The 24,541-nt window shown below is 45.2% G+C and carries 24 protein-coding genes and 1 tRNA gene; 13 read left to right on the forward strand and 12 right to left on the reverse strand.

Annotation, left to right across the window (positions count from 1 at the left end; all coding sequences use genetic code 11):
• Nucleotides 1-8: 8 nt before the first annotated feature.
• The 3 genes from HQ865_RS13005 to uxuA form a co-directional block, all read right to left on the reverse strand.
• Nucleotides 9-3,305, reverse strand: coding sequence for a SusC/RagA family TonB-linked outer membrane protein (locus HQ865_RS13005; RefSeq protein ID WP_173415307.1), 3,297 nt, complete (start codon nucleotides 3,303-3,305; stop codon nucleotides 9-11).
• Nucleotides 3,306-3,435: 130 nt separating this feature from the next.
• Nucleotides 3,436-5,058 (reverse strand): glycerol-3-phosphate dehydrogenase/oxidase, encoded by a 1,623-nt coding sequence (locus tag HQ865_RS13010; RefSeq protein ID WP_394353342.1) that lies wholly within the window; start codon nucleotides 5,056-5,058, stop codon nucleotides 3,436-3,438.
• A 320-nt stretch (nucleotides 5,059-5,378) separates the two neighbouring features.
• A complete protein-coding gene (gene uxuA, locus HQ865_RS13015; RefSeq protein ID WP_173415308.1) occupies nucleotides 5,379-6,572 on the reverse strand; it encodes a mannonate dehydratase in 1,194 nt (397 codons plus the stop codon).
• A 149-nt stretch (nucleotides 6,573-6,721) separates the two neighbouring features.
• Here uxuA and HQ865_RS13020 point away from each other — a divergent pair, with 149 nt between their 5' ends.
• The 6 genes from HQ865_RS13020 to HQ865_RS13045 all read left to right on the forward strand — a co-directional run bounded on the left by HQ865_RS13020 (nucleotide 6,722) and on the right by HQ865_RS13045 (nucleotide 10,347).
• A complete protein-coding gene (locus HQ865_RS13020; RefSeq protein ID WP_173415309.1) occupies nucleotides 6,722-7,480 on the forward strand; it encodes a DUF72 domain-containing protein in 759 nt (252 codons plus the stop codon).
• A gap of 48 nt (nucleotides 7,481-7,528) precedes the next feature.
• Entirely contained in the window at nucleotides 7,529-7,690 is a 162-nt protein-coding gene (locus tag HQ865_RS13025; RefSeq protein ID WP_173415310.1) for a hypothetical protein, read from the forward strand.
• 268 nt (nucleotides 7,691-7,958) lie between these two features.
• A complete protein-coding gene (locus HQ865_RS13030) occupies nucleotides 7,959-8,195 on the forward strand; it encodes a hypothetical protein (RefSeq protein ID WP_173415311.1) in 237 nt (78 codons plus the stop codon).
• Between the two features lie 113 nt (nucleotides 8,196-8,308).
• Complete coding sequence (locus tag HQ865_RS13035; protein ID WP_237073465.1) at nucleotides 8,309-8,740, forward strand: hypothetical protein; 432 nt, start codon at nucleotides 8,309-8,311, stop codon at nucleotides 8,738-8,740.
• A gap of 4 nt (nucleotides 8,741-8,744) precedes the next feature.
• Entirely contained in the window at nucleotides 8,745-9,713 is a 969-nt protein-coding gene (locus HQ865_RS13040; RefSeq protein ID WP_173415312.1) for an MBOAT family protein, read from the forward strand.
• 67 nt (nucleotides 9,714-9,780) lie between these two features.
• On the forward strand, nucleotides 9,781-10,347 hold the full coding sequence (locus tag HQ865_RS13045) for a C40 family peptidase (RefSeq protein ID WP_173415313.1): 567 nt from the start codon (nucleotides 9,781-9,783) through the stop codon (nucleotides 10,345-10,347).
• Between the two features lie 96 nt (nucleotides 10,348-10,443).
• Here HQ865_RS13045 and bla read toward each other — a convergent pair whose 3' ends face one another.
• The 3 genes from bla to HQ865_RS13060 are packed head-to-tail and all read right to left on the reverse strand — an operon-like array spanning nucleotide 10,444 to nucleotide 12,280.
• Nucleotides 10,444-11,295: a class A beta-lactamase gene (gene bla / locus HQ865_RS13050; protein WP_237073466.1), complete on the reverse strand. Its 852-nt coding sequence runs from the start codon at nucleotides 11,293-11,295 to the stop codon at nucleotides 10,444-10,446.
• 56 nt (nucleotides 11,296-11,351) lie between these two features.
• Nucleotides 11,352-12,011 (reverse strand): SdpI family protein, encoded by a 660-nt coding sequence (locus tag HQ865_RS13055; protein ID WP_173415315.1) that lies wholly within the window; start codon nucleotides 12,009-12,011, stop codon nucleotides 11,352-11,354.
• Nucleotides 12,012-12,016: 5 nt separating this feature from the next.
• Nucleotides 12,017-12,280, reverse strand: a complete 264-nt coding sequence (locus HQ865_RS13060; RefSeq protein WP_173415316.1) for an autorepressor SdpR family transcription factor — start codon at nucleotides 12,278-12,280, stop codon at nucleotides 12,017-12,019.
• A 609-nt stretch (nucleotides 12,281-12,889) separates the two neighbouring features.
• On the opposite strand from HQ865_RS13060, the gene HQ865_RS13065 reads away from it, so the two are divergent.
• Nucleotides 12,890-13,309 carry an acyl-CoA thioesterase gene (locus tag HQ865_RS13065; RefSeq protein ID WP_173415317.1) on the forward strand — a complete coding sequence of 140 codons (420 nt, stop codon included), beginning with the start codon at nucleotides 12,890-12,892 and terminating at the stop codon, nucleotides 13,307-13,309.
• 162 nt (nucleotides 13,310-13,471) lie between these two features.
• Here HQ865_RS13065 and HQ865_RS13070 read toward each other — a convergent pair whose 3' ends face one another.
• The 4 genes from HQ865_RS13070 to HQ865_RS13085 form a co-directional block, all read right to left on the reverse strand.
• The gene (locus HQ865_RS13070) at nucleotides 13,472-14,584 is read right to left on the reverse strand and encodes a hypothetical protein (protein ID WP_173415318.1); all 1,113 of its coding nucleotides are present in this window, start codon (nucleotides 14,582-14,584) and stop codon (nucleotides 13,472-13,474) included.
• Nucleotides 14,585-14,672: 88 nt separating this feature from the next.
• Nucleotides 14,673-15,305: an ABC transporter ATP-binding protein gene (locus HQ865_RS13075; RefSeq protein ID WP_173415319.1), complete on the reverse strand. Its 633-nt coding sequence runs from the start codon at nucleotides 15,303-15,305 to the stop codon at nucleotides 14,673-14,675.
• Between the two features lie 17 nt (nucleotides 15,306-15,322).
• Nucleotides 15,323-15,547 carry a hypothetical protein gene (locus tag HQ865_RS13080; protein ID WP_173415320.1) on the reverse strand — a complete coding sequence of 75 codons (225 nt, stop codon included), beginning with the start codon at nucleotides 15,545-15,547 and terminating at the stop codon, nucleotides 15,323-15,325.
• Nucleotides 15,548-15,566: 19 nt separating this feature from the next.
• Complete coding sequence (locus tag HQ865_RS13085) at nucleotides 15,567-16,559, reverse strand: D-alanine--D-alanine ligase (RefSeq protein ID WP_173415321.1); 993 nt, start codon at nucleotides 16,557-16,559, stop codon at nucleotides 15,567-15,569.
• A gap of 152 nt (nucleotides 16,560-16,711) precedes the next feature.
• Between HQ865_RS13085 and HQ865_RS13090 the strand changes: the two genes are divergently transcribed.
• The 6 genes from HQ865_RS13090 to HQ865_RS13115 all read left to right on the forward strand — a co-directional run bounded on the left by HQ865_RS13090 (nucleotide 16,712) and on the right by HQ865_RS13115 (nucleotide 20,452).
• Nucleotides 16,712-17,503 carry a PASTA domain-containing protein gene (locus HQ865_RS13090; RefSeq protein ID WP_173415322.1) on the forward strand — a complete coding sequence of 264 codons (792 nt, stop codon included), beginning with the start codon at nucleotides 16,712-16,714 and terminating at the stop codon, nucleotides 17,501-17,503.
• A complete protein-coding gene (locus tag HQ865_RS13095; protein WP_173415323.1) occupies nucleotides 17,481-17,789 on the forward strand; it encodes a rhodanese-like domain-containing protein in 309 nt (102 codons plus the stop codon). The genes HQ865_RS13090 and HQ865_RS13095 overlap by 23 nt, the downstream gene beginning before the upstream one ends.
• Before the next feature lie 25 nt (nucleotides 17,790-17,814).
• Nucleotides 17,815-18,870 carry an endolytic transglycosylase MltG gene (mltG, locus tag HQ865_RS13100; RefSeq protein WP_173415324.1) on the forward strand — a complete coding sequence of 352 codons (1,056 nt, stop codon included), beginning with the start codon at nucleotides 17,815-17,817 and terminating at the stop codon, nucleotides 18,868-18,870.
• A complete protein-coding gene (locus HQ865_RS13105) occupies nucleotides 18,870-19,277 on the forward strand; it encodes an acyl-CoA thioesterase (RefSeq protein ID WP_173415325.1) in 408 nt (135 codons plus the stop codon). The genes mltG and HQ865_RS13105 overlap by 1 nt, the downstream gene beginning before the upstream one ends.
• A 10-nt stretch (nucleotides 19,278-19,287) precedes the next feature.
• Complete coding sequence (locus HQ865_RS13110; RefSeq protein WP_173415326.1) at nucleotides 19,288-20,268, forward strand: YihY/virulence factor BrkB family protein; 981 nt, start codon at nucleotides 19,288-19,290, stop codon at nucleotides 20,266-20,268.
• A gap of 97 nt (nucleotides 20,269-20,365) precedes the next feature.
• Nucleotides 20,366-20,452, forward strand: a tRNA-Ser gene (locus HQ865_RS13115).
• A gap of 183 nt (nucleotides 20,453-20,635) precedes the next feature.
• Here HQ865_RS13115 and HQ865_RS13120 read toward each other — a convergent pair.
• Together HQ865_RS13120 and HQ865_RS13125 are read right to left on the reverse strand one after the other, a co-directional pair.
• Entirely contained in the window at nucleotides 20,636-21,208 is a 573-nt protein-coding gene (locus tag HQ865_RS13120) for a hypothetical protein (protein WP_173415327.1), read from the reverse strand.
• 381 nt (nucleotides 21,209-21,589) lie between these two features.
• Nucleotides 21,590-24,424 (reverse strand): M16 family metallopeptidase, encoded by a 2,835-nt coding sequence (locus tag HQ865_RS13125; RefSeq protein ID WP_173415328.1) that lies wholly within the window; start codon nucleotides 24,422-24,424, stop codon nucleotides 21,590-21,592.
• Between the last annotated feature and the right edge of the window lie 117 nt (nucleotides 24,425-24,541).

A 24,541-nucleotide genomic window follows, 5' to 3' on the forward strand; every position in this document is an offset into this window, starting at 1 on the left:
TCTATTCGTTAAAAACTTACAGTTAGGTTAACACCCATGGTGCGGGTTGACGGGAATTGGCCCGACTCAAAACCGGCAGTGATCTGGCCGCTGCCGTCAAGCGTACCAAATTCCGGATCAAACACAGGCCAGTTGGTCCACATAAACAGGTTACGCCCGTAAACACCAATGGTTGCTTTTTGTATTTTCAGTTTGCTTAACAAAGATGGTTTAAACGAGTAATCGATACGCGCCTCCCTAAATTTGATAAAGTCGGTTGCAAAGGTATTCGATTCTACGTTATCGCGCACAAAATGAGCGTTGTAGTAAGCCTGCGCGCTTGGTGCAACTATTGTATTTGGCACGTAGTTTCCACTGCCGTCAAGCATTACGCCCGGGCCAATAATACCGTTGTAACGGCCGGGTACGGTTTTTTCAAGCTTACCTTCTTCAGACAGTACTGCCGATGTAAGCGAGTAGCCTTTACCCCCCCACTGGCCATCAAACAATACAGTAAGACTAACACCTTTGTAGCTGAATGTACTGCCTAAACTACCTTTAAACTGCGGGTTGGCATTACCAACATATTTGGTAGCCGTGCTTAATACCGGCAAACCATTGGCGTATACAATTTGGCCGTCGGGCGCGTAAGTATAACCTAAACCATACATGGCGCCAAAGCTGCCGCCTATGCGGGCTTCGGTAGTACCGCGCGGGCCGGTACCTAACACCAGTGTGCTGGTGGTATCAACCAACGATAATATTTTATTACGGTTAGCAGTAAAAGTACCTATGGCTGTCCATTTAAAGCCATCTTTGGTTTGTACCGGAACGGCGTTCACGGTAAGCTCTATACCTTTGTTTTGTACCTCGCCGGCGTTAACCAATACCGTTGGGTAACCGCTTGCTGGGTCTAACCTGGCAGGTAATATCTGGTTATAGGTATTGTTTTGATATACGGTGAAATCAAAATTCAAACGGCTTCTGAAGAACCTCACATCGGTACCAAATTCAATAGCGCGTGTTTTTTGCGGTTTCAAACCATCATTAGCCAAAGCTGTAGGATTGGTTAAGCCACCGGCAAAAGCAGTTGGCGAGTATACGTACGATGTTCTGTAAGGTACCACACCACCGCTACCAGTATAAGCTAACGAAGCGCGCAGTTTTAAATAAGAAATAGCCGACGGCATTTTCAATTTTTCAGACAATACACTGCTTAAACTTGCCGAAGGATAGAAGAACGATGCTTTATCGCTTGAGGTTGGTGTAGCCAATGTACTGGCCCAGTCGTTACGGGCAGTTAAATCCAGGTACATAAACTCATCGTAGCTAATTGAACCTAAACCATAAAAGCTGTTGAAGATATAGTTTTCGGTATATGGCAAGCTTACCAATGTTACCTTGCTGTTAGCCAAAGTATATACACCCGGGTATAACAATTTATCGGCCTGCAGCTCGGTTTTGTTATAGTGGTTTGATAGGTGGCTGCCGCCTAAAGTTACGTTATAATCAAACTTGCCTGTTTTAGCATTGTAACGGGCAAGGAAATCGCTGGTGCTTTCCTGGTTGTACAGGGTTTGTGTACGGAAAGATCCGTCAGGAAATTTGTTGGTACTTTTTGGGCGCTGCTGCGAACGTTCTTCGTACGATAAGTCGGTAGAAGTACGTACAGTCAGGCTCAGGTTTTTCATGAAGTTGTACGTAGCGCTTACTGTACCGGTCAGTTGATTACGGTTCGATTTGTTCAGCATTTCGTTAGCGATCAGGTATGGGTTATCCAGCAAACTGCTGAAGGGCCTGTTCTGCGCTACATCTTCCTGCCCGGCCAGGTAATAGTTTTTAAACCAGTTGATATCCATATTTGGCGTCAGGCCGCGGATGAAATACATAATGGTTTGGTTGTTATAACCGGTTGAGGGCAGGTTATCAGAATATTTATTAGTATAGTTGGCTTTAGCGCTAACCTGTAATTTATCGTTCAATTTGCTGTTAACCGATAAAGCAACCGTGTTGCGGTTATAACCGGTGTTAGGAATGATCCAGGTATTTTTAAGGTTGGTTACCGATAAACGGGCAGTAGTTTTATCGTTACCGCCATCAAGCGCAAGGCTATTGGTAAACGTTTTACCTAACTGGAAAAACTGCTCGTGGTTTTTTGGATAAGCTACCCAGGGTAAGCGCGTCGCGCTGGTTGTACCAGTGTTCGGATCGTACTGGAAGTATGACTGTCCATTAAATTTAGGGCCCCAGGCACTACTTGTACTACGGGTGCTGGCGCCATCGGCAGTAGCCAGGTACGAGTAGTAAAGATCTTGCCCGTCTGCACCCTGACCGTACTCTTCCTGGTAATCAGGGAAGTGATAAGCCTGATCGATAGCTGTGTTAGTGCTGAAGGTAACACCAATGCCTTTGCTGTTTAATTTACCCGATTTGGTAGTAATGATAATTGCACCGTGCGAACCACGCAGACCATATAACGCGGCTGCAGCAGGGCCTTTCAGTACGGTTACACTTTCAATATCGTTAGGGTTGATATCGGCAAGGCTGTTACCAAAGTCGGTTGGCGAATCGGCAGCAAGATAGGCGCTGCCCGATGTACCCGGATTGGTTTGGCGTGCGCTGCTACCGCTGGTAACCACACCGTCAACCACGATCAGCGCGGCGTTATCACCGTCAAGATTGGTTTCACCACGCAAGATAATTTTGCTGGTACCGGCAGGGCCACCGCCCGATTTGATCAAATTTAAACCGGCAACCTTACCCTGCAACGCATCTGTCCAGTTATTGGATACCGCATCGGTCAGATCTTTATTTTTAAGATTGGTTACAGCGTAACCCAGGGCTTTTTCTTCCCTTTTAATACCTAGGGCGGTTACTACCACCTCGTTCAAATCGTTAGCTGCGGCCGGTTTTAAGCGTATTACAACTTTATCCTGGTTGGCATTAAATGTTTGTTTTTGCGTAGTGTAGCCCAAAAAGCTAAACTGCACCTCGGTACCTTTCGGCGCCCTTATGGTAAACAAACCATTAACATCTGTAATACCCAGTGTTTTACGCGCGGCGTCGGCAATGGTAACGCTGGGCAGCGGGCTACCGTCCTTATCGTCAAGCACGGTACCTTTTACAGTAACGGTTGTGCCTTGTTGCGCTTGTGCAAAACGTGGCGATGCCATTAACGCCATAAGCATTAAGGGTAAAACTTTAATAAGCAAGGGACTATACTGCCGCCCGCCATTAAACATTGCTTTTAGCACTTCAAACTTGCTGTTTAAATTACAGCGCATTTGTAAAAGCACCCTGAAGCAGTAAGTAAAGGTTCTCTTCATAATTCTGGGTTTTACGATTGGTTTTGTTTGGTTTGGTTTATTAATTTCATTTCCTTGTGTTTAAGCCACAAAGATGCTTCGCTTATGTAAATTTAGTTTTAAATTACTGTTAACAATGGCTTAACATTGCTTATATCGCTATTTTTTTACGTTTTTTTTCCACATCCGGATAGTACGCTTCAAGCAAGTATCTGTTAGCCAGCCGAGTAAACACATCAACCTGCCCTGCCTCCCATTGCTCATTATAACCAAGCTCTGCCGCTATAATGCCCGCCACTACAGGCGCCATTAAAATAGCCGCCCTGGCATCTAAAAACAGTATCCGTAAACGGCGCGCCAGCACATCCTCAACCGTGCGGGCCATTTCGTTACGTACTGCCCAAACCACCTCCGCAATGGTAACATCATAACCATCAAGCAAAGCAGCGCCCATCGCCGCGTTAGCTGATGTTAGTTTTTTTATCCCATCTGCATCAGCACCGTAAACAGCCATCGTATCACTGCCGCCCGCTGGCGCATACCCATGTATATGTACGTCTTTCGAAACACATTTCACCGGTTTCAACCTTGCCACTTCAATAGCTTTATCTATTACATCCTCGGCCATTTTGCGGTAGGTTGTCCACTTGCCGCCGGTAATAGTGATCAATCCCGAAGCGTTGACAATTAACTTATGGCTGCGCGAAATTTCCTTTGTAGCATCGCCGCCATTACCCGAGGCTGCCAGTGGTCGCAACCCCGCGAATACCGAAAGCACATCCTCGCGCTTTGGCTTTTTGGTGAGATATTGAGCAGCTGTATTTAATATAAAATCCACTTCCTTATCCAGCGCTACCGGCTCCAGGCTATGCTCGTTCAGCGGCGTATCGGTAGTGCCCACCAGCAGGCTACCATGCCATGGCACAGCGAAAAGCACCCTTCCATCTGAGGTTTCGGGTATCATTAGCGCGCTATCGCCGTTCAAAAACGACTTATCCAACACTACGTGTACCCCCTGACTGGGCCTTACCATTGGCTTGGTTGAGGGGCTATCCATCTGCAAGATCTCGTCGACAAAAACGCCGGTGGCGTTTATTACCACTTTGGCATTAAGCGTATATTCCTTTTGCCCCTCCATATCAAAGGCGCGTATGCCGCTTACTTTATTGCCGGTTTTCAGCAATCCCGTTACCTTCATATAATTAATGAGCACGCCGCCATTTTCGGCACAGGTTTGAGCAAGATTGATTGCCAGGCGGGCATCATCAAACTGACCATCGCTATAACGCACCCCACCCCGCAAATTTTTTTGCTTTAAGCCCGGGATGGCTTCGTTCACTTTTTGCGCCGATAAAAATTTTGTATGCTGAAAGCCGCGGTTACCGGCCAGCAGATCGTACACGGTAAGGCCAATAAGATATTTATATTTAGAGAACCAGCTATAGCAGGGAATAATAAACTCCTGCTCCTTTACCAGGTGCGGGGCGTTTTTAAACAACAGGCCGCGTTCTTTCAGCGCCTCGTATACCATACCGATATCGCCCTGCGCCAGGTAACGTACACCGCCATGTACCAGCTTGGTACTGCGGCTGGATGTACCCTTTGCAAAGTCGGCCTGCTCAACCAGTAAAGTTTGGTAACCACGCAGCGCGGCATCAAGCGCGGCACCGAGACCAGTGGCCCCGCCCCCTATCACAATCACATCCCAATCCTGTTGATTATCTATACGGTCTATAAAATCTTCGCGCCGGAACCCCATGTTATTTAGTTTCATTATACAAATATTAAAACAATATTCGAAATATAAAATAACAAAACGAAACTAAATTGTTAACAAAAAAACACCGACTGCTTAATTGACAGCATAATTACACTTCTGTTGATCATTTATTAACAAAACAGGCGGTATACCTGCTAAACTCATAGTTTCGATAGTTAAAAATTTAGAATGGCCATCTTTAAGCCAATAACTAAGTGAAAGGATTACAAATTGCGACTTTTTATATCTGATCGATAAAAGATAACGCAGTATTATCTACAAAAAAAGCGGCTTCATTATGAAGTCGCTTTTAAAAAATTCGATGCAAAATAGTGTTAAACCAACAGCGTCCGCTTAATACCCATTTCCAATCCACGTAATTCAGCAAGGCCCTTCAACCTGCCAATAACCGAATAACCGGGATAGGTATTATAGTTCACATCATCCAGCAACTTATGCCCGTGGTCGGGACGCATGGGTATGGCGATATCCGCTCTGCAGCTTGCAACGCGTTTTTGCTGTTCCAGTATCACGTTTTTCATAACCGCATACATATCCGTACTGCCGGTTAAGTGATCATCTTCATAGAAACTGCCATCGGCTTCGCGGCGAACATTGCGCAGGTGCAGGAAGTGAATATGCCCGCCCAGCCGTTCAACAATACCCGGCAGGTCGTTATCGGCCCTGGCACCTAAAGATCCGGTACAAAACGTCAACCCATTATTGGGCGAAGGGCAGCAATCAACAATATGCTTCAGATCGGCCTCGGTAGATACCACCCTCGGCAAACCCAAAATAGGGAATGGCGGATCATCCGGGTGAATGCACATCCTAATACCGGCCTTTTCGGCATAAGGTATTATCGCATTTAGGAAATAACTAAGGTTAGCCCGCAAAGCATCGGCATCAGTATCAGCATATCTTTGCAGGTGCTCTCTAAATTCTTCTACAGTAAATACTTCGTCGGTACCGGGCAGGCCGGCCATAATGGTATTGATAATGTACGTTTTCTCATCCGCCGAAAGGCTATCTAAATACACCTTAGCTATTTGCTGTTGTTCGGGTGTAAACTCTTTAAAGGCATCTTCACGTTCCAGTATGTACAGATCGAACGCGGCTACTGCAGGGGCATGGTAACGCAACGCCGATGCATCGTTAGTTAAGCGAAAGTCGAGGTTGGTGCGGGTCCAGTCTAACACCGGCATAAAATTATAGCACACCGTTTTTAAGCCTTCCGCGCCTAAATTCTGTAACGATTTGATATATTTTTCGATATAAGCATCCCGTTCAGTAGAGGCGGTTTTGATGCTTTCGTGGATATTCACACTCTCCACTACCGACCAGGATAAACCTGCTTGGGCTATCGTATCTTTACGTTTGGTTATCTCATCGGCCTCCCATACTTCGCCGGCAGGGATATGGTGCAGCGCGGTTACAATACCAGTAGCACCTGTTTGCCTGATGGCCGCCAGCGTAACCGGGTCTGAGGGACCGAACCACCGGAATGTTTGTTCTAAATTGCTGATCATTTGTATCTATATTTTCTGCAAGTGTACTAATATCATCCCTATTTGATGTATAACAAATGTTTCAATTATACCGTTCGCAGGTATAATTATCAGCTTGAATTTGTTTTTAGGCCAAAACTTGTTAATCGCCCCGATTGTTCAGGAGTAAGATGGGAACGATCGCGAAATTTTATTCAGGTACCAGTGGACTGGTATTACCGGTGCCTAACAAGCAAGCCTTTCCATTAGCATTCCGGGAACGGACAAGGCTGGAATATTATGCATCGTTATTTAACAGCATCGAGATCAACAGTTCGTTTTACAAAGTACCGATGGCGGCTACTATTACAAAATGGGCCCAGAGCGTTCCCGAAAATTTCCGCTTCACCTATAAGCTTTGGCGGGGCATTACGCATAACAGGGGGCTGGAGTTCGATCCGGGCGATATTTTGCGATTTATGAATGTAATTAATAATGCCGGCGATAAGAAAGGAAGTATGCTGATCCAGTTCCCGGCGTCAATTAAGGCCGGTAGCTTTATGCAACTAACCAAATTACTGAACACCGGCAGGGAAGCCGACCCGGAAAAAGAATGGGATATCGCGATCGAATTTCGCGATAGATCGTGGTACCAGGATAAAACCTATCAACTGCTTAGTAACCTGCAAATGGGATTGGTGCTGCACGATATACCTGCATCGGCAACACCGATGGTTGATATCACTACAAATTTCGTCTACCTGCGCTTTCATGGCCCCGCCGGCGATTACAGGGGCAGTTATACTGATGATATACTGAATGAATATGCCACATACATAGAGCAATGGCTGGCAGATAGCAAAACAGTGTATGCTTATTTTAACAATACCATAGGCCACGCTGTACACAATTTAGCCACACTGAACACTTTTGTGAACGCTATGTTTTAAATTTTCGCTATAAAAACGCTTTGGCACGCTATTGGCAATACAACAGGCATGAAAGTATTAAAATTAACCCCGACACCAAAACTAACCGCAACCGAGAAGTTCATCAGGGCTATTTTAACCCATGACCTGGATGCTTTTAAGGCTACAAGCCGCCAGTTTTTACGTAACAACGAAACTTATCTTCCGCAATTCTCGGGCTTTACCGCCTGATCGCTATATACATCTACCTATCAAAAACAAAACGGCTTCCCTTAGGAAGCTTTTTTTGTTTTACGCCCTGGCAACAAAATTAAACGTGTAACTACGTTGTCTGTTTTTTTGGTTAACTGTCTGTTTTTTTGTGCGATGGCAAGTAAGAGACTGTCAATATCCACAATATTCAAATCGATATTTTTATCATTTAATGATAACTAATTGATCAATTTCTGCGTAAAACAAGTTTCAAACCATTCATGGCACTTTATTAGCAATAAAAACGATGAGAGAATTTACAGAAACCGCCATGAAAAAAGACAAGATATCATATTATTGCTTCAATAAGGCTTGCGAGGGTTCTGTTTACCACAGCGATTCCATCCATATCATCGACTTGCCTTTTACCGCCCATACTTTAGCGTACGAACATCATTGCAGCATCTGCGGCTCAAAACTAATTTCAGTTGTCGACATCGACCTGCAACAGGCCCTGGCCCCCAAAATACCGGTATCGGCCTAAGTCATCTTCCCTCTTTTACAGTTTTGATTTATTTAATAATAAAATACCTGTCAATATATTAATTTAATTTTCAATATTTTTTGAAAGTTCAGTAATATATTTACATTTGTACTATGGAATACATAGTAGCACATATACAATTATTAGTCTTATTAGCCGGTTTGGGGCAAATTGTGCTCGCGCTGGTTAGCCCGGTTATCCCCCATATCCTTAACTGGCAAAGCGAGTTGCGAAAAGTACAGCCCTTAATTAAACAAATATTTTGGGTTTACGCCTGTTACATACTTGTTATCAACCTGTGCTTTGGGCTGGTATCGGCATTTTGCTATACCGACCTGACAAACGCGTCGACCCTTGCGCGCCTGTTAACCGGTTTTATTGCCGCTTACTGGATATCAAGGCTATCTATCCAGTTCTTCTATTTCGACAGGAGCAATTTCCCGGCTGGTATATGGCACCGTATTGGCGAAGTGGTGCTGGTGAGCCTGTTCGTGTTTTTAACTACCGTATATTGCCTCGCGTTTTACGTCAATTTAACCGCCTGATATCATGATTACCACTCTAATGCACTTATCCTGTTTCGGCTTAATTAACCTGCTGATAGCGTTTGCCGGTTACCCTATACTAAAGCACAAATTGATTTGGCTAAGCTGGCTGGTGCTGGTCATCAGCATCCTATCCGTCCACTTCATCTTTCTGAACGAATATCCCATCATCCGCATGCTGGCCCTTATTGCCACTACCTTTACAGCCATGAAGGTGATAGCAGCTACCGAAGAGTATCGATATAAAACAGTGGAATTAACCTTTAAACAGTGGTTTATTTTTGCCACTGCCTGGGCCGGTATGCGCGCGCAACCTTTTGAAACGCTGGGTGGCCCTCCCCTGCCCAACGCATGGCCAATGGTCCGTTTCGGTATCACAAGGTTGATAGCCGGTTTGATATTGGTATTACTGGCCAGGCAGATCGCCACGCTCTCTATTGATGCTACACTTAAACATATTTTGGTTAGCGCCATTTTACTCATCGGCTATAGCCTTATGCTGCATTTCGGCATACTGAGTATTAGCGCGGGTATGTGGCGGTTTCACGGCGCTAATACCTACTTCCTGTTTAAAGCCCCGGCAAAAGCTACCAGCCTTACCGATTTTTGGAGCAAACGCTGGAATATCGCCTTTAGCGAGATGACCGCGATCGCCATCTTTCGCCCCCTGCGAAATAAAATTGGTAGCGCGGCTGCCCTGATGCTGGCATTCGCGTTCTCCGGATTGCTGCACGAACTGGCACTAAGTATCCCCGTAAACCACGGGTATGGCCTGCCGATGCTTTACTTTATCATACACGGTGTTTTAGTACTATTCGAAAAGGCGCTAATCAGCAGGCGTATCCTTTTCCTGAAAAATATCGTCGTTGCAAGGGTATGGGTGTTCTTTTGGCTCATCGCGCCATCGCCTTTGCTGTTCCATATTCATTTCATCAGGGAAATTGTCTGGCCCCTGGCCGGGCTAAAATTCTGACGCATTGATGTTGATATGTTAAAAACATCCGCCTGCATCCTTTAAACCCATCCATTATTTTTACTGCATGAAGTTGAAGCTATACCCTGCCTGCATACTGCTACTGCTTACTGCTACTATCCTATCGTCCTGCCACTCAAAAAAGGCGGTACTGAAAGGCTCGCCCGGCGAGGTGGTTAAACCCCAGGGCTTTATTGCCGATAAGTATGCCGAAATAATGCAGGTGGATAAAAGCGAGATCCAAAACGGTCGCCTTTATGCATTTATAGACCAATGGATGGGCGTACCTTATAAATTTGGCGGGCAGGACAAGGACGGGGTGGATTGCTCGGGCTTAACCCAGTTACTGGAGCAGGAGGTTTACAACGTTAATATCCCCCGCACCACGGCTAAACAGGTAACCAGCATTAAACGCAAATACGAAGACGAACTACAGGAAGGCGACCTGGTATTCTTCGATTTCGACGGCAAGCAGTTTAGCCATGTGGGTGTGTACCTGCAAAACGGATACGTGGTGCATGCCAGCAGTAAAAGAGGTGTAATTGTGGTTCGATTGCGTGATCCATCAATGTATAAGTACTTTTCGCGGGGTGGCTCGGTGGTGGCGACGGTGAGTACGCAGATGGTACCTTAACGCCTTTTCATTCTAATGCTTTATAACTTGTCATTTGCGAAGTAATCTCTACGTTGGTTAAGTTATTGCTTCATTCCTAAATGACTCGCTGTAGAGCTACCTCCTCACAAACTCATCATGCGCAGCCTTAGCTATCTGCGCGATAACCAGATCACGCGTTGCCGATGGCGCTGTAGAATCAGTTATAAATATTGCCACAGCCAGGTGCCGGCCATTGGGCAATACGATGATACCCACATCATTTGTAGCAGGAGTTAAGCCTTTATCATTAGTGGGCGATGTACCTGTTTTATGCATCACGGCTGTACCCAGGGGCATTAAGCCTTTTATGCGCTTCGGCCCTGTCGATGTAGCCAGTAAGGCTGCAGCAAGGCAATCCCGGCTGCTTTTGGACAGGAAAGTACTCGTAAGTGCCAATTTTAATAACTGAACCTGCGTCATCGGCTGGCACCAGTTATTATACTGCACCGGCCATGCGGCGGCCATATCCGCTTCACTTGCTTTTATGGCGATGGGACTGATACCTACACTGTGCAGCAGGTCTTCCACCAGTTTAGTACCTCCTAATTGCTTCAGTAAAATATCGCAGGCGTTATTATCGCTTAGCGATATCATGTAGTTGATGAGTACACGCAGCGGTATATCCACATTACCATCGGGATGCAGATCGCGCAGCGGGCTGTAGGTGGGCGGCAGATCCTCTTTAGTGATATGTATCGGCTGCTCCAGTTTAAAGCGGCCCTTGTCCACCTCATGCAGCACCGCAAATGCAATGGCCAGTTTAGCAACGCTGTGCAACACGTATTTATCCTGGTTATGATAGGTTAGCGTATCGCCGGTTTCCAGCAGACTGACCGCAACCCCAACCTTACCCTTGGATGCAGCGGCGATGCGGTTGATCTCGTTCCGCAAACTTGTGTGCTGCGCATGGGCAACTATAGAAAACATTAGTAAAAAAACGGCAAGTGGCAGGTGTTTACGCATACCCAAAACTAAGCAAATTTTTAAGCCGTATGGTGTTTTTTATAATACCTGTACGAGTAAATAACCGGTACCAGCACCATAATAGCTATGCTCACCGGGAAAAATATGGTGGCTACGGTGCCATGTATCAGTAAAGTAGTTACGGTGATGATCAAGCCGCCTGCAAACCAAAGTTTAGCAGCCAGGCGATGTGTCGCTTTCCAGGTACCCTCGTCCTCCAGCGTCCACGGCGTGCGGATGCCGGCGAAGTAGTTAGGCTTGATATTATTCATCATATTACCAATAAAGGCAAACAGCAGTCCCATCAGCGGGAACAGGATCTTATCTATCTTTAAGCCCTTGTGCTGCGTGGCATAAACAATGGCAATGCTCAGCACCGTTAAAAATATCAGTATGCCCAGCGCCAGTTTATTGTAAACTGAAGGGTTATACTGCGCCTGTTTCTTTGGGTCGATAGCCGGCAGAAAGCGTAGCAACAGGTACATAAACACACCTGTACCCTGCATAATCATCATAGCGCCCATAAAACTCTGGCGGCTACCGTAACCGTTCGGCTTACCATCTGCACCATAATGCATGGGCACAATGGCAGGTAGTTGATAATAAATACTGTACAGGTATACCATGGGCAGCAGCCAGATAATTATTGCAGCGCCATCAAGCATCGTAAATTTTTTCATTTCCTTTATTTATTGTTTTGTGTGAGTTGCATCATCCATTTCAATATCTCGTCGAGCACCGTAGTGTTGAGCGAATAATTGATAAACTGCCCCTCTTTTACCGATGCCACCAGTCCGGCCTGCCGCAGCAGATCCAAATGGTGCGATATGCTGGGCTTACTGATATGAAAGCTGTCGGCTATTTCGCCGGCTGTCATATCCCCTTCCTTCAGCAGTTCCAGTATGGCGCGCCGGGTGGGGTCGTTAAGGGCTTTAAAAAGGCTGTTCAATTTTTGTTATATATTTAGACAAATATCTAAATATATCTTTGATGTGCAAGTGGTAGTTTTGTTACAGATGATATTAAAAAGCCGTTGCTTGCGCGATTCCCACTCATGGGCCTATCATGTGGGTACATCTTTAAATGTGATGTAGATTTAGCTACCAAGCTCGTAATTGGCTCACCGCATCAGGATGGCGAACCGTATTGGGCCCGGGCATCTCTAAAAAAAGCTGGGGTAAAGTACCGATAATAACCACTATAAGCGGTGGCGTAAATGTGTCGGTACCCTTAAAAAACACGATAGTGAGGAGAAAACGAAAATCTGAACAAACGCATATATTTTATTAAAAATCAAAACGTTGCGTGTTCATTTTTTGTTCAAAAAAAGCACTTTTTTGTTCAATTATTTCTTCGCGTGAATACGGATATTCCTTCCCCGGATCATGAATGTGCTATTTTTAAAGATGTGTCCTTACAATAGCATGGTGAGGGGTTTAGCCATGATACATATGCAGAAAAACCTCTCTCCCATTACACAGGCAGCCGCATCCCTCCCCGTGAGGAGGAACTGGAAATAATGCTTAATACGCCAACTAATCGCTAACTTCGCCCCACCATGAGCGAACAAAAATATGCCACCTTCGAGACCGAGTTTAGGGTGCGCCCTGATGATATCGACATGTTTCAGCATGTGCACAACAGCAAATACTTTGATTACGTATTGGCCGCCCGCTACGACCAGATGGAACGCTGCTACGGCATGGCCATGGAGAAGTTTATAGAGCGCGGCTTCGGCTGGGTAGTGCGCACAGCCCATGTTGATTATAAGCGGGCCTTAACCATGGGCGATTACTTCATCGTAAAAACGGGCATTTCCAGTATTAACGATAAGGGTTGTCGGGTAGCGTTTACCATCACCAACAAGGCAACCACCAAAGTTTGCTGCGATGGCTGGTTTGATTATGTGATGATAGATATGGCTACCGGCCGCGGCGCTAAAGTGCCGGATGATGTGATTGCGCATTATAGTAAGTAGCACACCCGAATACTCACCCGGTCATTGCTTCGCTCGACCACCCTCTCTTCGCCTTCGGCGGAAAGAGGGATGGGATTATCCGATACTGCTCCTGCCCGCTGCCGCGCGCAGCGAAGAGAGGGTCGACCAGCGCAGCGATGTCGGGGTGAGTAGAATGAACGACTACTCCCCTTCCGCTTTCACGGCAAACGTCCTGTAATAATTATTATAGAAGAATAGATAAGCCACTACCCCATTCAACACCAATAAGGGACCTATCTGCCGGTACAGGATCACGAAGAACAGCCCCATAAACAGGCCCATAATGTATTGCAGGTATTTATCCATATTCAGTCCCATCCAGTAAAGCAGGCTGTGGAACAGCAGAACTACACTCAGCCCAAACAACATTAACTCAGCCGCCAGCAGCGGGTTAAAGCGGCTGAATAGCCATATCCCTTCGGGCAGCAGCAATACCAAATAAACCAGCGCGAAGCCCGCGAACAGCCACAACCGGGTTTGGGGTAAGCCCCGGGAAAAGATAAGATAGGTTTCTTCAAACTTACGCTCCTCGAATATAATTACCGCATGCGCAGTGGCTATGGCCAGCATGGCAATACCGGCCACCCTAACATCATGACTTACATCGGCAAAAAGCAGGAACACGCCGGTAACGATCAAATACGATATGCCTTTGGTGATCACATAACGCACCTTCATTTTATCAAAAACATGATAAATAAACATGCTATAGAACGGTTTACGCCATTTGCTGCTCCAGCGCATTAGCAGCGATTGCTTGCCTCCGTCTATTTGCCGGTTGATGAGGGTGGTATAAATAAACGCGCCAGCCCAGGTTAGCAAGCCCAGGTATAGCAAAATGATAACCGGCGCCACATAATAATGATGCCACACCCCTACTATCACGGCTGTTATACCGTATGCAATAACCGGCATCAGCATGCTGGCCTGCGTAAGCATCCAGCCACTTAATTGTTGCCTTTTAGTAAACGATGTACTGCTGTAAAACAAAAACTGCTGGTTAACCGCGAATATTTGAGTGATAGTATAATGCCAGGTCTTGATGCTATAGATAAGCCATATCGCAAACACTACCATCAACATAATGGGGCTGCTGATAAAGGCCAGCATCAGCAGTTTATGGTAACTCCATATCTCGCCCGGGTCTACCGCGCCTACCAGCACCAGGAAAGTAAACAGGAACAAGCCCGCGTGTACCCGGTAAAAGCCCTGCGCAAATATTTTTATGAGTACCCTGCTGAGTGAGGTTTCCATTTTTTAAGCTGAAAGCTTAAAGCATAAGGCTAAAAGCTTTTGGTTGTTTTAGGATATTTCTATTGCTTTCGGCTTTAAGCTTTCGGCATTAAACTAAATTCAGTGTTTGATCCTGCACCAGTAACTCCGTCGCCGCTGGCAGTTCATCGTGATCCAACGGCTGATGCGATGTTAGCAGGAAACTGGTGCCCTGTTGGGTGTGGCGTTCGGCCATCCAAGTGTATAATATCTTTAGCGATGCTACATCAATAGTGATCAGCGGCTCATCCAGCAAGATCACATCTGGCCGACCTAAAAATGCCAGTAAAAGCGATAGCTTCTTCAACATACCGCTGGAGTAACTGCCAACCGGCCTGTCGACGTAACCTGTCATGTACATGCTTTCTATCAGTTGCTGCGCTTGCCCGGCTGGTGCGCCCTTGGCATCGGCAAAAAGACTGATCATTTCCATACCGGTCAAAAATTCGGGGAACAGCGGTTCGGCCTCAGCAAAGTTAACCAGTTTGCGATAAGCCACAGGTTGTTTGGTAATGCTGATGTTGTCGTTCAATATGATATCGCCTTGAAACGATAATATCCCCGCTATCGATTTCAGCAGCGTACTTTTGCCCGAACCATTGACACCCTTTATCCAGTAAATGCCCGGCTGTATGCTTAGGTCATCTATCTTTAGCGCCGGGAAGTTGCCGTATCTTTTTTCGAATTTTTGGAAGTGGAGCATTCTATTTTAAGTACCGGTCAGATTTCTTTCAATTTAAGCCAGATCTCGTACCATTGTGTTTTCCGCTTATTAATTTTTAACAGTAAGGTTCTCATTTCTGTCGATATCAAATACACCTGGTCGTTGTCGATATCCAGCTTAAAACCTCGTCTATACAATATCTCATCACAGAATTGTTCATAATGCCCCTCGCGTGTTTTCGACCACTCTGCCGTACTGCGGGATGAACGTACTTTCGTCATTAGATCAGTAAATAAGATATTACCCTTTCGTCGACCCCTCTATCAGCATCCCGTAAAACTCGCCCACATTCATACCCATAGCCCGCACCTGCTGCGGTATCAAACTGGCTGCCGATTGGCCGGGCGTAGTGTTTACTTCGATAAAGTAGAAATTATTGGTATTTTCCTGTAAAATAAAGTCGATACGCACCATGCCTTTGCAATTCAGGCGCAGGTAAACTTCGGTCACTATCTGGGCTATCTCGGCATTCTTTTCGGGCGACAGATCGGCTGGGGTAACCTCTTTGGTGATGCCATCGGTATATTTAGCCTCGTAGTCAAAAAATTCTTTACTGGTAATGATCTCGGTAGCTGGCAATACGGTCAAATGGCCGTTCAGGCGGGCAATGCCTATGCTAAACTCGCGGCCTTTTATAAATTCTTCTACCAGCACCTGGCTATCTTCGTGAAAGGCTTTTTCCAAAGCTTCGGGCAGCGCGGCAACATTGTGCACCTTGCTCATGCCCACACTGCTGCCGCCGTTATTAGGTTTAATAAACAAGGGGAATTGCAGGGCATTGGCAATTACGGCTATCTCGTGCACATCCCTATCAAACAACTGCATAGATTTAGCCGTGTACAGGTTGTGGATGCTATGGATAAGAGCTTTGGTATAAGCCTTATTCATGGTAATGGCCGATGTAGTGGCATCGCAGGTATTATAGGGCACGCCCATCATATCAAGGTAGCCCTGTAGTTTACCATCCTCGCCCGGGGTGCCGTGCACGGTGATAAAGGCCGCGTCGAATTTTATCTTCTGTCCGTTCAGCGTAAGGCTGAAATCGTTTTTATCAACCGAAACTTGGTTACCGGTTTCATCTTCATAAAACCAATCGTCGCGACCTATCAGGATGGTGTATACCGTGTATTTTGCCTGATCAAGATTGGCCTTAATATTTTTAGCGCTGTTAAGCGATACCTCGTATTCGCCGCTGAAGCCACCTGCCATTAATGCTATTTGCTTTGTTGCCATAGTGCCAAAGATAGGAGAAAGTCAGAAAGTCCGGAAGACGGAAAGTCCGAAAGTAAGAAAAGTATTTGTACAACTATCTCTTTCGGACTTTCCGTCTTCCGGACTTCCCGACTAACAAAATTTTTCCCTATGTTTGATTTCCAAATATCAACATGAGCAAAGTCTGGGCATACTTAAAAACAAAATATTTTCTCCGGAATTTCTTCGGTGCCATAGGTGTAGTGATCGCCGTGGTGCTGATCGCTTTTTTTAGCCTGGGGGTATACACCAAGCATGGCACCGGCATACCTGTACCACAACTGGTTGGTTTAAAAATTGAAAAAGCCACCGCCTTGCTGGATGAGCAGGGTTTTGAATACAAGATAGATTCGGTTTATATTTTAGATAAAGCCCCGGGCACGGTTACAGTGCAGGACCCTGACGCCGGCACAAATGTAAAAGAAGGCCGTGTGATATACCTTACCGTTGTTACCCGCCTGGCGCCCAACGTAGTACTGCCCGATCTGCACGATGTTACTTACCTTGAGGCGGTGGCTGCCCTTTCAAATTATGGTTTAAAGGTGGGTGATACCACCTACGCGGCTGATATTGCCCGTAACAAGGTATTACAGATCAAATTCAGCGGGCAGGTGCTTAAGGCAGGCGACAAGGTCCCCAAGGGATCGGTAGTTGACCTGGTGCTGGGCAATGGCGCGGGTGCCAGCGAGGTAGAGGTACCCGATGTAGTTAACCAGGACCTTGACGCAGCACGTGTGGCCATCATCGGTGGCAATCTTACCGTGGGTACTATTACCTACCAGGGCGCTATTACCGATTCGGCAAATTTGGTGGTTACACAGCAGTTCCCGGCCAAAACAGATTCGACAAGCAAAGTGAGCCTTGGCACGCGCATTAACCTAACCGTTACACAGGCTAAAAAGAATGAGCAGCAACCGCCACATTGACGCAAGGGAAATGGCCGAACGCATAAAAAGCGGACTGCCCATAAATGTACTGGATGTGCGCGAGGCAATGGAGTATCATACGTTTAACATCGGCGGTACAAATATCCCGTTGGGTAAACTGCCTGATATGTTGCCGCTTGAAGAATGGGATAGCGATGATGAGATCATCGTACTATGTAAAATGGGCCTGCGAAGCAAAACGGCTGTAACTATTTTGCAGCAAAATGGTTATACCAATGCCCGTAATTTAACCGGGGGACTGATAGCCCTCCAAAAACTGAAGTAAACAATACCCTGTTAGCAAATAGATCATGGCTCCTGAAAAACAAGCATCAACCGGAAGTTTTAGAAAATTCATCATCGCGCTGGTGGTTATTATTGTACTGGCGCTGGCCGGTACCGGCATATTTTATTACCTGCGCCTTTTTGGCCCCAATGTTACCGCCAGTCAGCAATATTTATACATCCACACCGGCGCTACCTATACCGATGTTTACGATACCATCCAAGCTAAAGGTATAGTAAAGGATACCACCACCTTTAACTGGGCCGCGCACAATATGAAGTATGTGGGCAAGGTAAAACCTGGCCGCTACCGCTTAAAGGAGGGTATGAGTAACCGTACGCTGATCCGCATGCTGCAATTGGGTAACCAGGACCCGGTAACGGTTAACTTCCATAATATCCGTTTGAAGGAGCAATTCGCGGGCTTTATGGGCCACAAACTCGAGTCGGATTCGTTGAGCATTATCCGTTTGTTAGATTCGGCCGATTATGTGAAGCAATTTGGCTTTACTACCGATAACGTTTATGTAATGATAATGCCAGACAGCTACCAAATCTACTGGAATACATCGCCCGAAAAACTCTTCGACCGGATGTACAAGCACTACCAAACCTTTTGGACGCCGGAGCGCAAGCAAAAGGCTGCGGATATAGGCCTTACTCCTATCCAGGTATCTATCCTTGCATCGATAGTTGACGGCGAGGCTGTGTACGACGAGGAAATGCCGACCATTGCCGGCCTGTACCTTAACCGCCTGCATAAAGGCATGCACCTGGAAGCCGACCCTACACTGATCTTCGCCGCGCACGATTTTACCATCCGCCGGGTGTTGAACAAGCATAAGCTGATCAACTCGCCCTATAACACTTATATGTATGCCGGCCTGCCGCCGGGACCTATCATGATGCCATCTGTAAACGCGGTTAAAGCGGTGCTGAACTATAAAAAAACCGACTACATTTATATGGTAGCCAAGGACGATTTCAGCAACCACCACAATTTTGCTGTTACCATGTCCGAACATTTGATTAACGCTAAGAAATTCCAGGATGCGCTGGATAAGCGCAACATCAAGAAGTAATGTTTGAACACACCACCAAAGTGCGCGTTCGCTATGGCGAGACCGACCAGATGGGCTATATGTATTACGGAAACTACGCCGAGTTTTTTGAAGTTGGTCGCGTTGAGATGCTGCGCAGCCAGGGCATGACCTACCGCGGCATGGAAGAAGCCGGCGTGATGATGCCTGTGCTAGAGATGAAGTGCAAATACATTAAGCCAGCCCGCTACGACGAGGAGATCCGCATCAGGGTGATTATGGATAAGATGCCGGGGGTGAAGATCCACTTTCGCTATGAATTGTTTAATGAGCAGGATGAACTGATACACCAGGCCGAAACGCTGCTGGCCTTCATTAATATGAAAACCAATCGCCCCTGCCTGCCCTCGCAGGAATTTATTGATAAAATGAAGCCGTTTTTTCAGTAAGTTTGGGTAAATGGAATGGTTGCACCGCTTTTTATCACGGTTTAGGTTTTACCAGTATTTTTTAGACTGGACCAAGGTGATCATCCTGCCCGGTTTTCGCCCTTTGCCGTTGTATACGGTAGCCTCCTTCTTTTTTAAAGAGATCAAACAGGATTCGCTGGTGAACAGGGCCTCATCGCTGGCTTATAGCTTTATGCTGGCCACCTTTCCGGTTATCATTTTCCTATTTACGCTGATACCTTATATTCCACTCAAGGATTTTCAGCCCCAATTGTTGGATATTATAAAGACCGTTCTGCCACACAACGCCTACCTGGCATTAGATACCACTATAAATGATATTGTAAAGCACCAAAACGCGGGCTTGTTATCATTCGGTTTTCTTTCGGCAATGATATTTGCCACCAACGGCGTCGCCAAATTGATGAAGGCTTTTAATAAGTCCTTTTTAGTGGAAGAGACCCGAACCTGGCTTAAAAGACGCTGGATAGCCCTGGTGCTCACTATCTTTATTGCCTTCACTTTGTTCATCGCCATCATGATCCTCATCATAAGCAGCATCATTATCAGCTTTATGAAAAGCCAGTTTTATGAGTCAAGTTCGATATGGCCAATAGTGATCGCGTTTGCACGCTGGATAATTGTGATCGCATTGTTCTTTGTCACTATCGCCATACTTTACCGTTATGGTCCGGCCAATAAACGTAAATGGAAGTTCATAAGTCCTGGGGCTATTTTGGCTACAGGTTTGGCCGTGCTTACCTCTATGGGCTTCTCTTTTTACATTAATAATTTCTCATCATACAACAAGGTATACGGGTCTATAGGTACCCTCATTGTGGTAATGTTATGGTTATATTTAAACTCCCTAATTATCCTCATTGGCTTCGAATTAAACGCCAGTATCGACCTTTCCAAGCGCACCGTTAAAATCTCAAAACCGCGTTTTAACACGTTCCGCACCCCTAAAACCGGCAAAGGCACATCTTAATAAACTGATTAAGAATAGCTTACCGATACATTAAAATAATATTAAAAAATTGAAAATCAAATTTGCCAATTCGCCCCGGATTTGTACTTTTGTCCCCGGAGAGCTGGCAGAGTGGTCGATTGCGGCAGTCTTGAAAACTGTTGAACTGTGAAAGGTTCCTGGGGTTCGAATCCCTAGCTCTCCGCTTTAGGAAATGGTCGATTTTGACCATTTCCTTTTTTTATGCAATTCAGTTTTTGATTGACAATATCTTATAGGCTCCTTTTAGGATCAGAAATAGTAAGGAAGATAAATTCGATTTCAAAGCTCCCGCGTATGTAACAGTATCTTTTCTATCATTTCTCCATTGTTTCCTATAGTTTGAGCCCTATTGAAGGTTTAATAATACATGCAAACATTCATCAGGCAGCCAATCCCTCATGGCAATCATTATAAATGGCATTAGATCGCATTCATTTGTTCGCTTCCTATTATAAAACTCATCAATTTCCCATAAAAATTTCTCCACTACATCAACAGTCGATTTAAACCGGACCATACAGAAACGGTCATCTACATAGCCAATTGTCGCTTTGTAGTTTTGCACGGTCCTAAGCACCGGGGCTGTCATCGCATTTTTGGGCAGCAGGTAATTCGTTGCTAACAAAACCGAATCCGGTTGTTTTTCGGTAATTAATATATTCCGTATCCCATCGATCCTTTTAAATTTCCGCATCATTAAGGATAATCGTTGTAAGGTTAAATTACATTCGAAGGATAGATATACAAGGCTTTCATTTTTAACCAATAGCAACTTATACTGCAATGCCGAACCGGTCAACTTGTTAACTATGCGGGCAGTTTCACTTAAACTAATTTTTTCTACCTCAACATACAGCGAGATATTAAATTCGGTAAAAGGTATTTTCTTAAAAAAGGATTTAAATAGCATCTTAAACATATCCGATCTTTGATAAAAGCCGACAATTCGATGAGCTCGGCTATTACATTTACACATTTAAGTTGGCATGACATATCTTCATCTTTCGTCTTAGATACAAATAATTAAATTATTCACTTAGATACGGCGATGGTATGGAGTTTAAAAACACCCCCGCTTCAAGGGGTGTTTTTCACTTATTAACAAACTATTACTGACCTCATGAAAAACTCCAATTTTTCATGAGCAAAATGAAAAAAGAACGATGAAGACTTTAACTTGACGACCTATTCAGGCCGGCAAAACACAAATTTATAATTGCGATAGTACTTGCATTTGAATACATTGGTACATAAATTATTATAATTAGCCGCACGGAATGACAAGCATTCCAACGGGGTTTTATTTCTGCCTACCCTCACTATCCAACTCAATAATTTTGTATCCCGACTTTTGAAGCACAGGCAGAAAACCTGCCTTGTCGCCTACGATCAGCACAGTCATCTTGTCTGGGTCAAGATATTCCCTCGCTAATGCATCAACCTCACTTTTAGTAAGGTTTTTCAGGATCATATTTTGCTTGTCAACAAACCCTGCACTAAGGTTATAGTTTTGGATCCGTGAAAGAAATGCGGCTTTTTGCATATTGGTTTCGTACTTACGCGCATCGCTCTGTCCTATCGAACTTTTCGTAAATTGAAGTTCCGAAGGGGTGATGCCATCCTGCGCATAATGTCCGATAATTTTCAAAAACTCAAATGCAGCGCTGTCCGTTGTTGCGGCACGCACACCTGCTGACGCTACGTAAAACCCTCCCAGTTTTCCAGAACTAAAATTTGAGGAGGCACCATAGGTCCAGCCTTTCTCCTCCCTTAGATCAATATTTAACCGGCTATCGAATCCCCCGCCCAAAGCATAGTTTGTCAAGCCTAATTTGTAGAATAAACCTGTTGCGTCATATTTAATACCTGTGTAATAACCAACCCTAATTTCTGACTGTGCGGCTTTTGGCACATCAACGATATAAATAGTCTTGGATTCGGGCTTAGCTGTTGGTGCGGGCGGAACAGGGATCTCTATATGTTTGTTCTTCCAGTGTTTTAAAAAAACCAATTTGTTAATTGCGGCACTTTTAGTTAGTTCTCCTACCACAACAACCGAACACACCCCCGGCGCAAAATATTTGGTATAATAATCCTGAACATCCGTGAGTGTGATGTTAGTTATGGTTTGCTCAGTACCAACCAATCCATAGGTTCTGATATTATCACTCCCATAGATCAATTTATTAAAAACAGTATTAGCAACGTTGGCTGGCTGCGCTTTGGAAACCATCAGATTTTGAATAACCTGTTTTTTAATTCGGTCCAGTGTTTCCTGCGTAAACTTAGGGCGGAGCAATCGCTGTTCGGCAATTGCGAGTGTTTGGTCTATATTTTTTGTTAAGGACGAAATTGACATCACTGTTTCATCGTTTCCCGCGGTTACAACAATATTGCTGCCCAGTTTCGCTAACTTTCCGCTGATCTCCTCTGCGGTCATGCTTTCTGTATCATCGTTCAACATTTGGGCCACAATATTCGGCAACCCGGCTTTTGAAGTATTGTTTGCCGCAAGCAACCCGCCACCACGAATGGATACTGACAGCGAAACTTCGGGAACTTCATTATTGTATGAACCGATGATGTTTACGCCGTTTTCTGTGTTTGACTTCCAGATAGCCGGCATTTTAATTGATGGGTTGGAGCCCGCAAGAGGCTGCACGGCGCGGTTAAATTTATCTTTGGGCTTCCGGTAGGTTAAACCCTGGTAGCCATAATCCGGTGCTGCATAATTAGATTTATCAGGCGTAAAATTATTGGGGGCAACAGGTTTAACCTCACCCGTCTTAGGCAAAATGCTGAGGATAACGGCACCGCTTCCTTTCAAATATTGGCGGTAAACCCGCATGATATCTTCCTTGTTCACCTTGCGTATATCTGCAAGTTGCCGCCCGATCTGGTTTGGATTGCCGGTAAAAGTTTGGGACTCTGCTAAAAATGATACCTTTCCGGATATACTTTCCAGCGTATTAATAAAATCGGCTTCAGCACTTCCCTTAAACCGGGCTAGATCTTCATCGGTTACGCCGCGCTTTTCAAACTCAGCCAGCGTTTCCTGCACCATCTGGTGCATATCGGCTAATGTTTGCCCAGGAAATGGAACGACTTCTATACCAATAAAACCAGCCAGCTCCAGGTTGTAAGAGAACATGGTCGCCTCGGCAGCTTTCCGCGTTTTTATAAAATTCTTATAAAGCAGCGAATTATAACCTTTCCCAATAATCATGGCTAACGCGTCCAATGCGGCTTGGTCTTTATCATTCATCTTTACGCCCGGATACCCGATAAACATTAGCGGAAGCCTGGCATAATTGTCTGTGTAAGAAATATACCTGTCTGAAGAAACAACAGGTTTAAGTGGCACAGCGGGTTTGACTTCGGGGCCGCGCGGAATTGAACCAAAATACTTTTCCACCCAGGCGAGGGTTTGTTTTACGTTAATGTCGCCGCCAATCGTTAATGTGGCATTATTAGGTCCATACCAGCGTAGAAAAAATCGTTTCAAATCGTTAACATCTACCCGATCAAGGTCTTCAACAAAACCGATAGGTTGCCAGGAATAAGGGTACCCATAAGGATAAAGCGCACCCAACAACGCTTCTAAGGCTGTGCCATAGGGCTTATTATCAAAACTTTGCCCGCGTTCATTTTTCACTGTTGAACGCTGTATCTCGAACTTTTGCTGTGTTACAGCATCTAATAGAAAGCCCATACGGTCAGACTCCAGCCAAAGCATCTTTTCTAACTGGTTACTCGGTACCGTTTCAAAATAATTTGTTCTGTCCTGATTGGTTGTGCCATTAAGCGTACCGCCGCTGGCATTTACCGTTTTAAAATGTAAGCCACTTTTTACGTGATCAGACCCTTCAAACATCATATGCTCAAAAAAATGAGCAAAACCAGATTTGCCAAGCGTTTCACGCGCTGATCCTACATGATAGGTCACATCGATATGCGCTATCGGATCCGAATGATCTTCCGTTAAAATAACGGTCAAGCCATTACTCAAAATATATTTTTGGTAAGGTATGATCAATGTTTCGCCTTTTCTGTTGATCTGCTCAACTAATTTCGGTTGTGCCAAAGCAACAGTCATAGCCGATAAAAGCCAAAGGGCGATGAGTAATTTTTTCATTATGTTTGAATTGGGTAGTGTTTATTTTCGGGCAATATCGTCCTGATCGGATAAACTGAGTTACCCGTTACGATCGATGCTTACCAAAAATTCAGGCTATTTCTTAAAGGTTTGTCT

This window comes from Mucilaginibacter mali, from assembly GCF_013283875.1.
Taxonomy (GTDB): domain Bacteria; phylum Bacteroidota; class Bacteroidia; order Sphingobacteriales; family Sphingobacteriaceae; genus Mucilaginibacter; species Mucilaginibacter mali.

Bases quoted from the DNA above. Each gene is read 5' to 3' on its own strand.
- HQ865_RS13120 (WP_173415327.1), bottom strand. From the start codon at position 21,208: ATGTTTAAGATGCTATTTAAATCCTTTTTTAAGAAAATACCTTTTACC.
- HQ865_RS13025 (WP_173415310.1), top strand. From the start codon at position 7,529: ATGAAAGTATTAAAATTAACCCCGACACCAAAACTAACCGCAACCGAG.
- HQ865_RS13020 (WP_173415309.1), top strand. From the start codon at position 6,722: ATGGGAACGATCGCGAAATTTTATTCAGGTACCAGTGGACTGGTATTA.
- HQ865_RS13005 (WP_173415307.1), bottom strand. From the start codon at position 3,305: ATGAAGAGAACCTTTACTTACTGCTTCAGGGTGCTTTTACAAATGCGC.
- HQ865_RS13075 (WP_173415319.1), bottom strand. From the start codon at position 15,305: ATGCTCCACTTCCAAAAATTCGAAAAAAGATACGGCAACTTCCCGGCG.
- HQ865_RS13035 (WP_237073465.1), top strand. From the start codon at position 8,309: ATGGAATACATAGTAGCACATATACAATTATTAGTCTTATTAGCCGGT.
- HQ865_RS13045 (WP_173415313.1), top strand. From the start codon at position 9,781: ATGAAGTTGAAGCTATACCCTGCCTGCATACTGCTACTGCTTACTGCT.
- HQ865_RS13055 (WP_173415315.1), bottom strand. From the start codon at position 12,011: ATGAAAAAATTTACGATGCTTGATGGCGCTGCAATAATTATCTGGCTG.
- mltG (WP_173415324.1), top strand. From the start codon at position 17,815: ATGGCTCCTGAAAAACAAGCATCAACCGGAAGTTTTAGAAAATTCATC.
- HQ865_RS13090 (WP_173415322.1), top strand. From the start codon at position 16,712: ATGAGCAAAGTCTGGGCATACTTAAAAACAAAATATTTTCTCCGGAAT.
- HQ865_RS13105 (WP_173415325.1), top strand. From the start codon at position 18,870: ATGTTTGAACACACCACCAAAGTGCGCGTTCGCTATGGCGAGACCGAC.
- HQ865_RS13080 (WP_173415320.1), bottom strand. From the start codon at position 15,547: ATGACGAAAGTACGTTCATCCCGCAGTACGGCAGAGTGGTCGAAAACA.
- uxuA (WP_173415308.1), bottom strand. From the start codon at position 6,572: ATGATCAGCAATTTAGAACAAACATTCCGGTGGTTCGGTCCCTCAGAC.
- HQ865_RS13085 (WP_173415321.1), bottom strand. From the start codon at position 16,559: ATGGCAACAAAGCAAATAGCATTAATGGCAGGTGGCTTCAGCGGCGAA.
- HQ865_RS13110 (WP_173415326.1), top strand. From the start codon at position 19,288: ATGGAATGGTTGCACCGCTTTTTATCACGGTTTAGGTTTTACCAGTAT.
- HQ865_RS13030 (WP_173415311.1), top strand. From the start codon at position 7,959: ATGAGAGAATTTACAGAAACCGCCATGAAAAAAGACAAGATATCATAT.
- HQ865_RS13070 (WP_173415318.1), bottom strand. From the start codon at position 14,584: ATGGAAACCTCACTCAGCAGGGTACTCATAAAAATATTTGCGCAGGGC.
- HQ865_RS13065 (WP_173415317.1), top strand. From the start codon at position 12,890: ATGAGCGAACAAAAATATGCCACCTTCGAGACCGAGTTTAGGGTGCGC.
- HQ865_RS13040 (WP_173415312.1), top strand. From the start codon at position 8,745: ATGATTACCACTCTAATGCACTTATCCTGTTTCGGCTTAATTAACCTG.
- bla (WP_237073466.1), bottom strand. From the start codon at position 11,295: ATGTTTTCTATAGTTGCCCATGCGCAGCACACAAGTTTGCGGAACGAG.
- HQ865_RS13010 (WP_394353342.1), bottom strand. From the start codon at position 5,058: ATGAAACTAAATAACATGGGGTTCCGGCGCGAAGATTTTATAGACCGT.
- HQ865_RS13095 (WP_173415323.1), top strand. From the start codon at position 17,481: ATGAGCAGCAACCGCCACATTGACGCAAGGGAAATGGCCGAACGCATA.
- HQ865_RS13125 (WP_173415328.1), bottom strand. From the start codon at position 24,424: ATGAAAAAATTACTCATCGCCCTTTGGCTTTTATCGGCTATGACTGTT.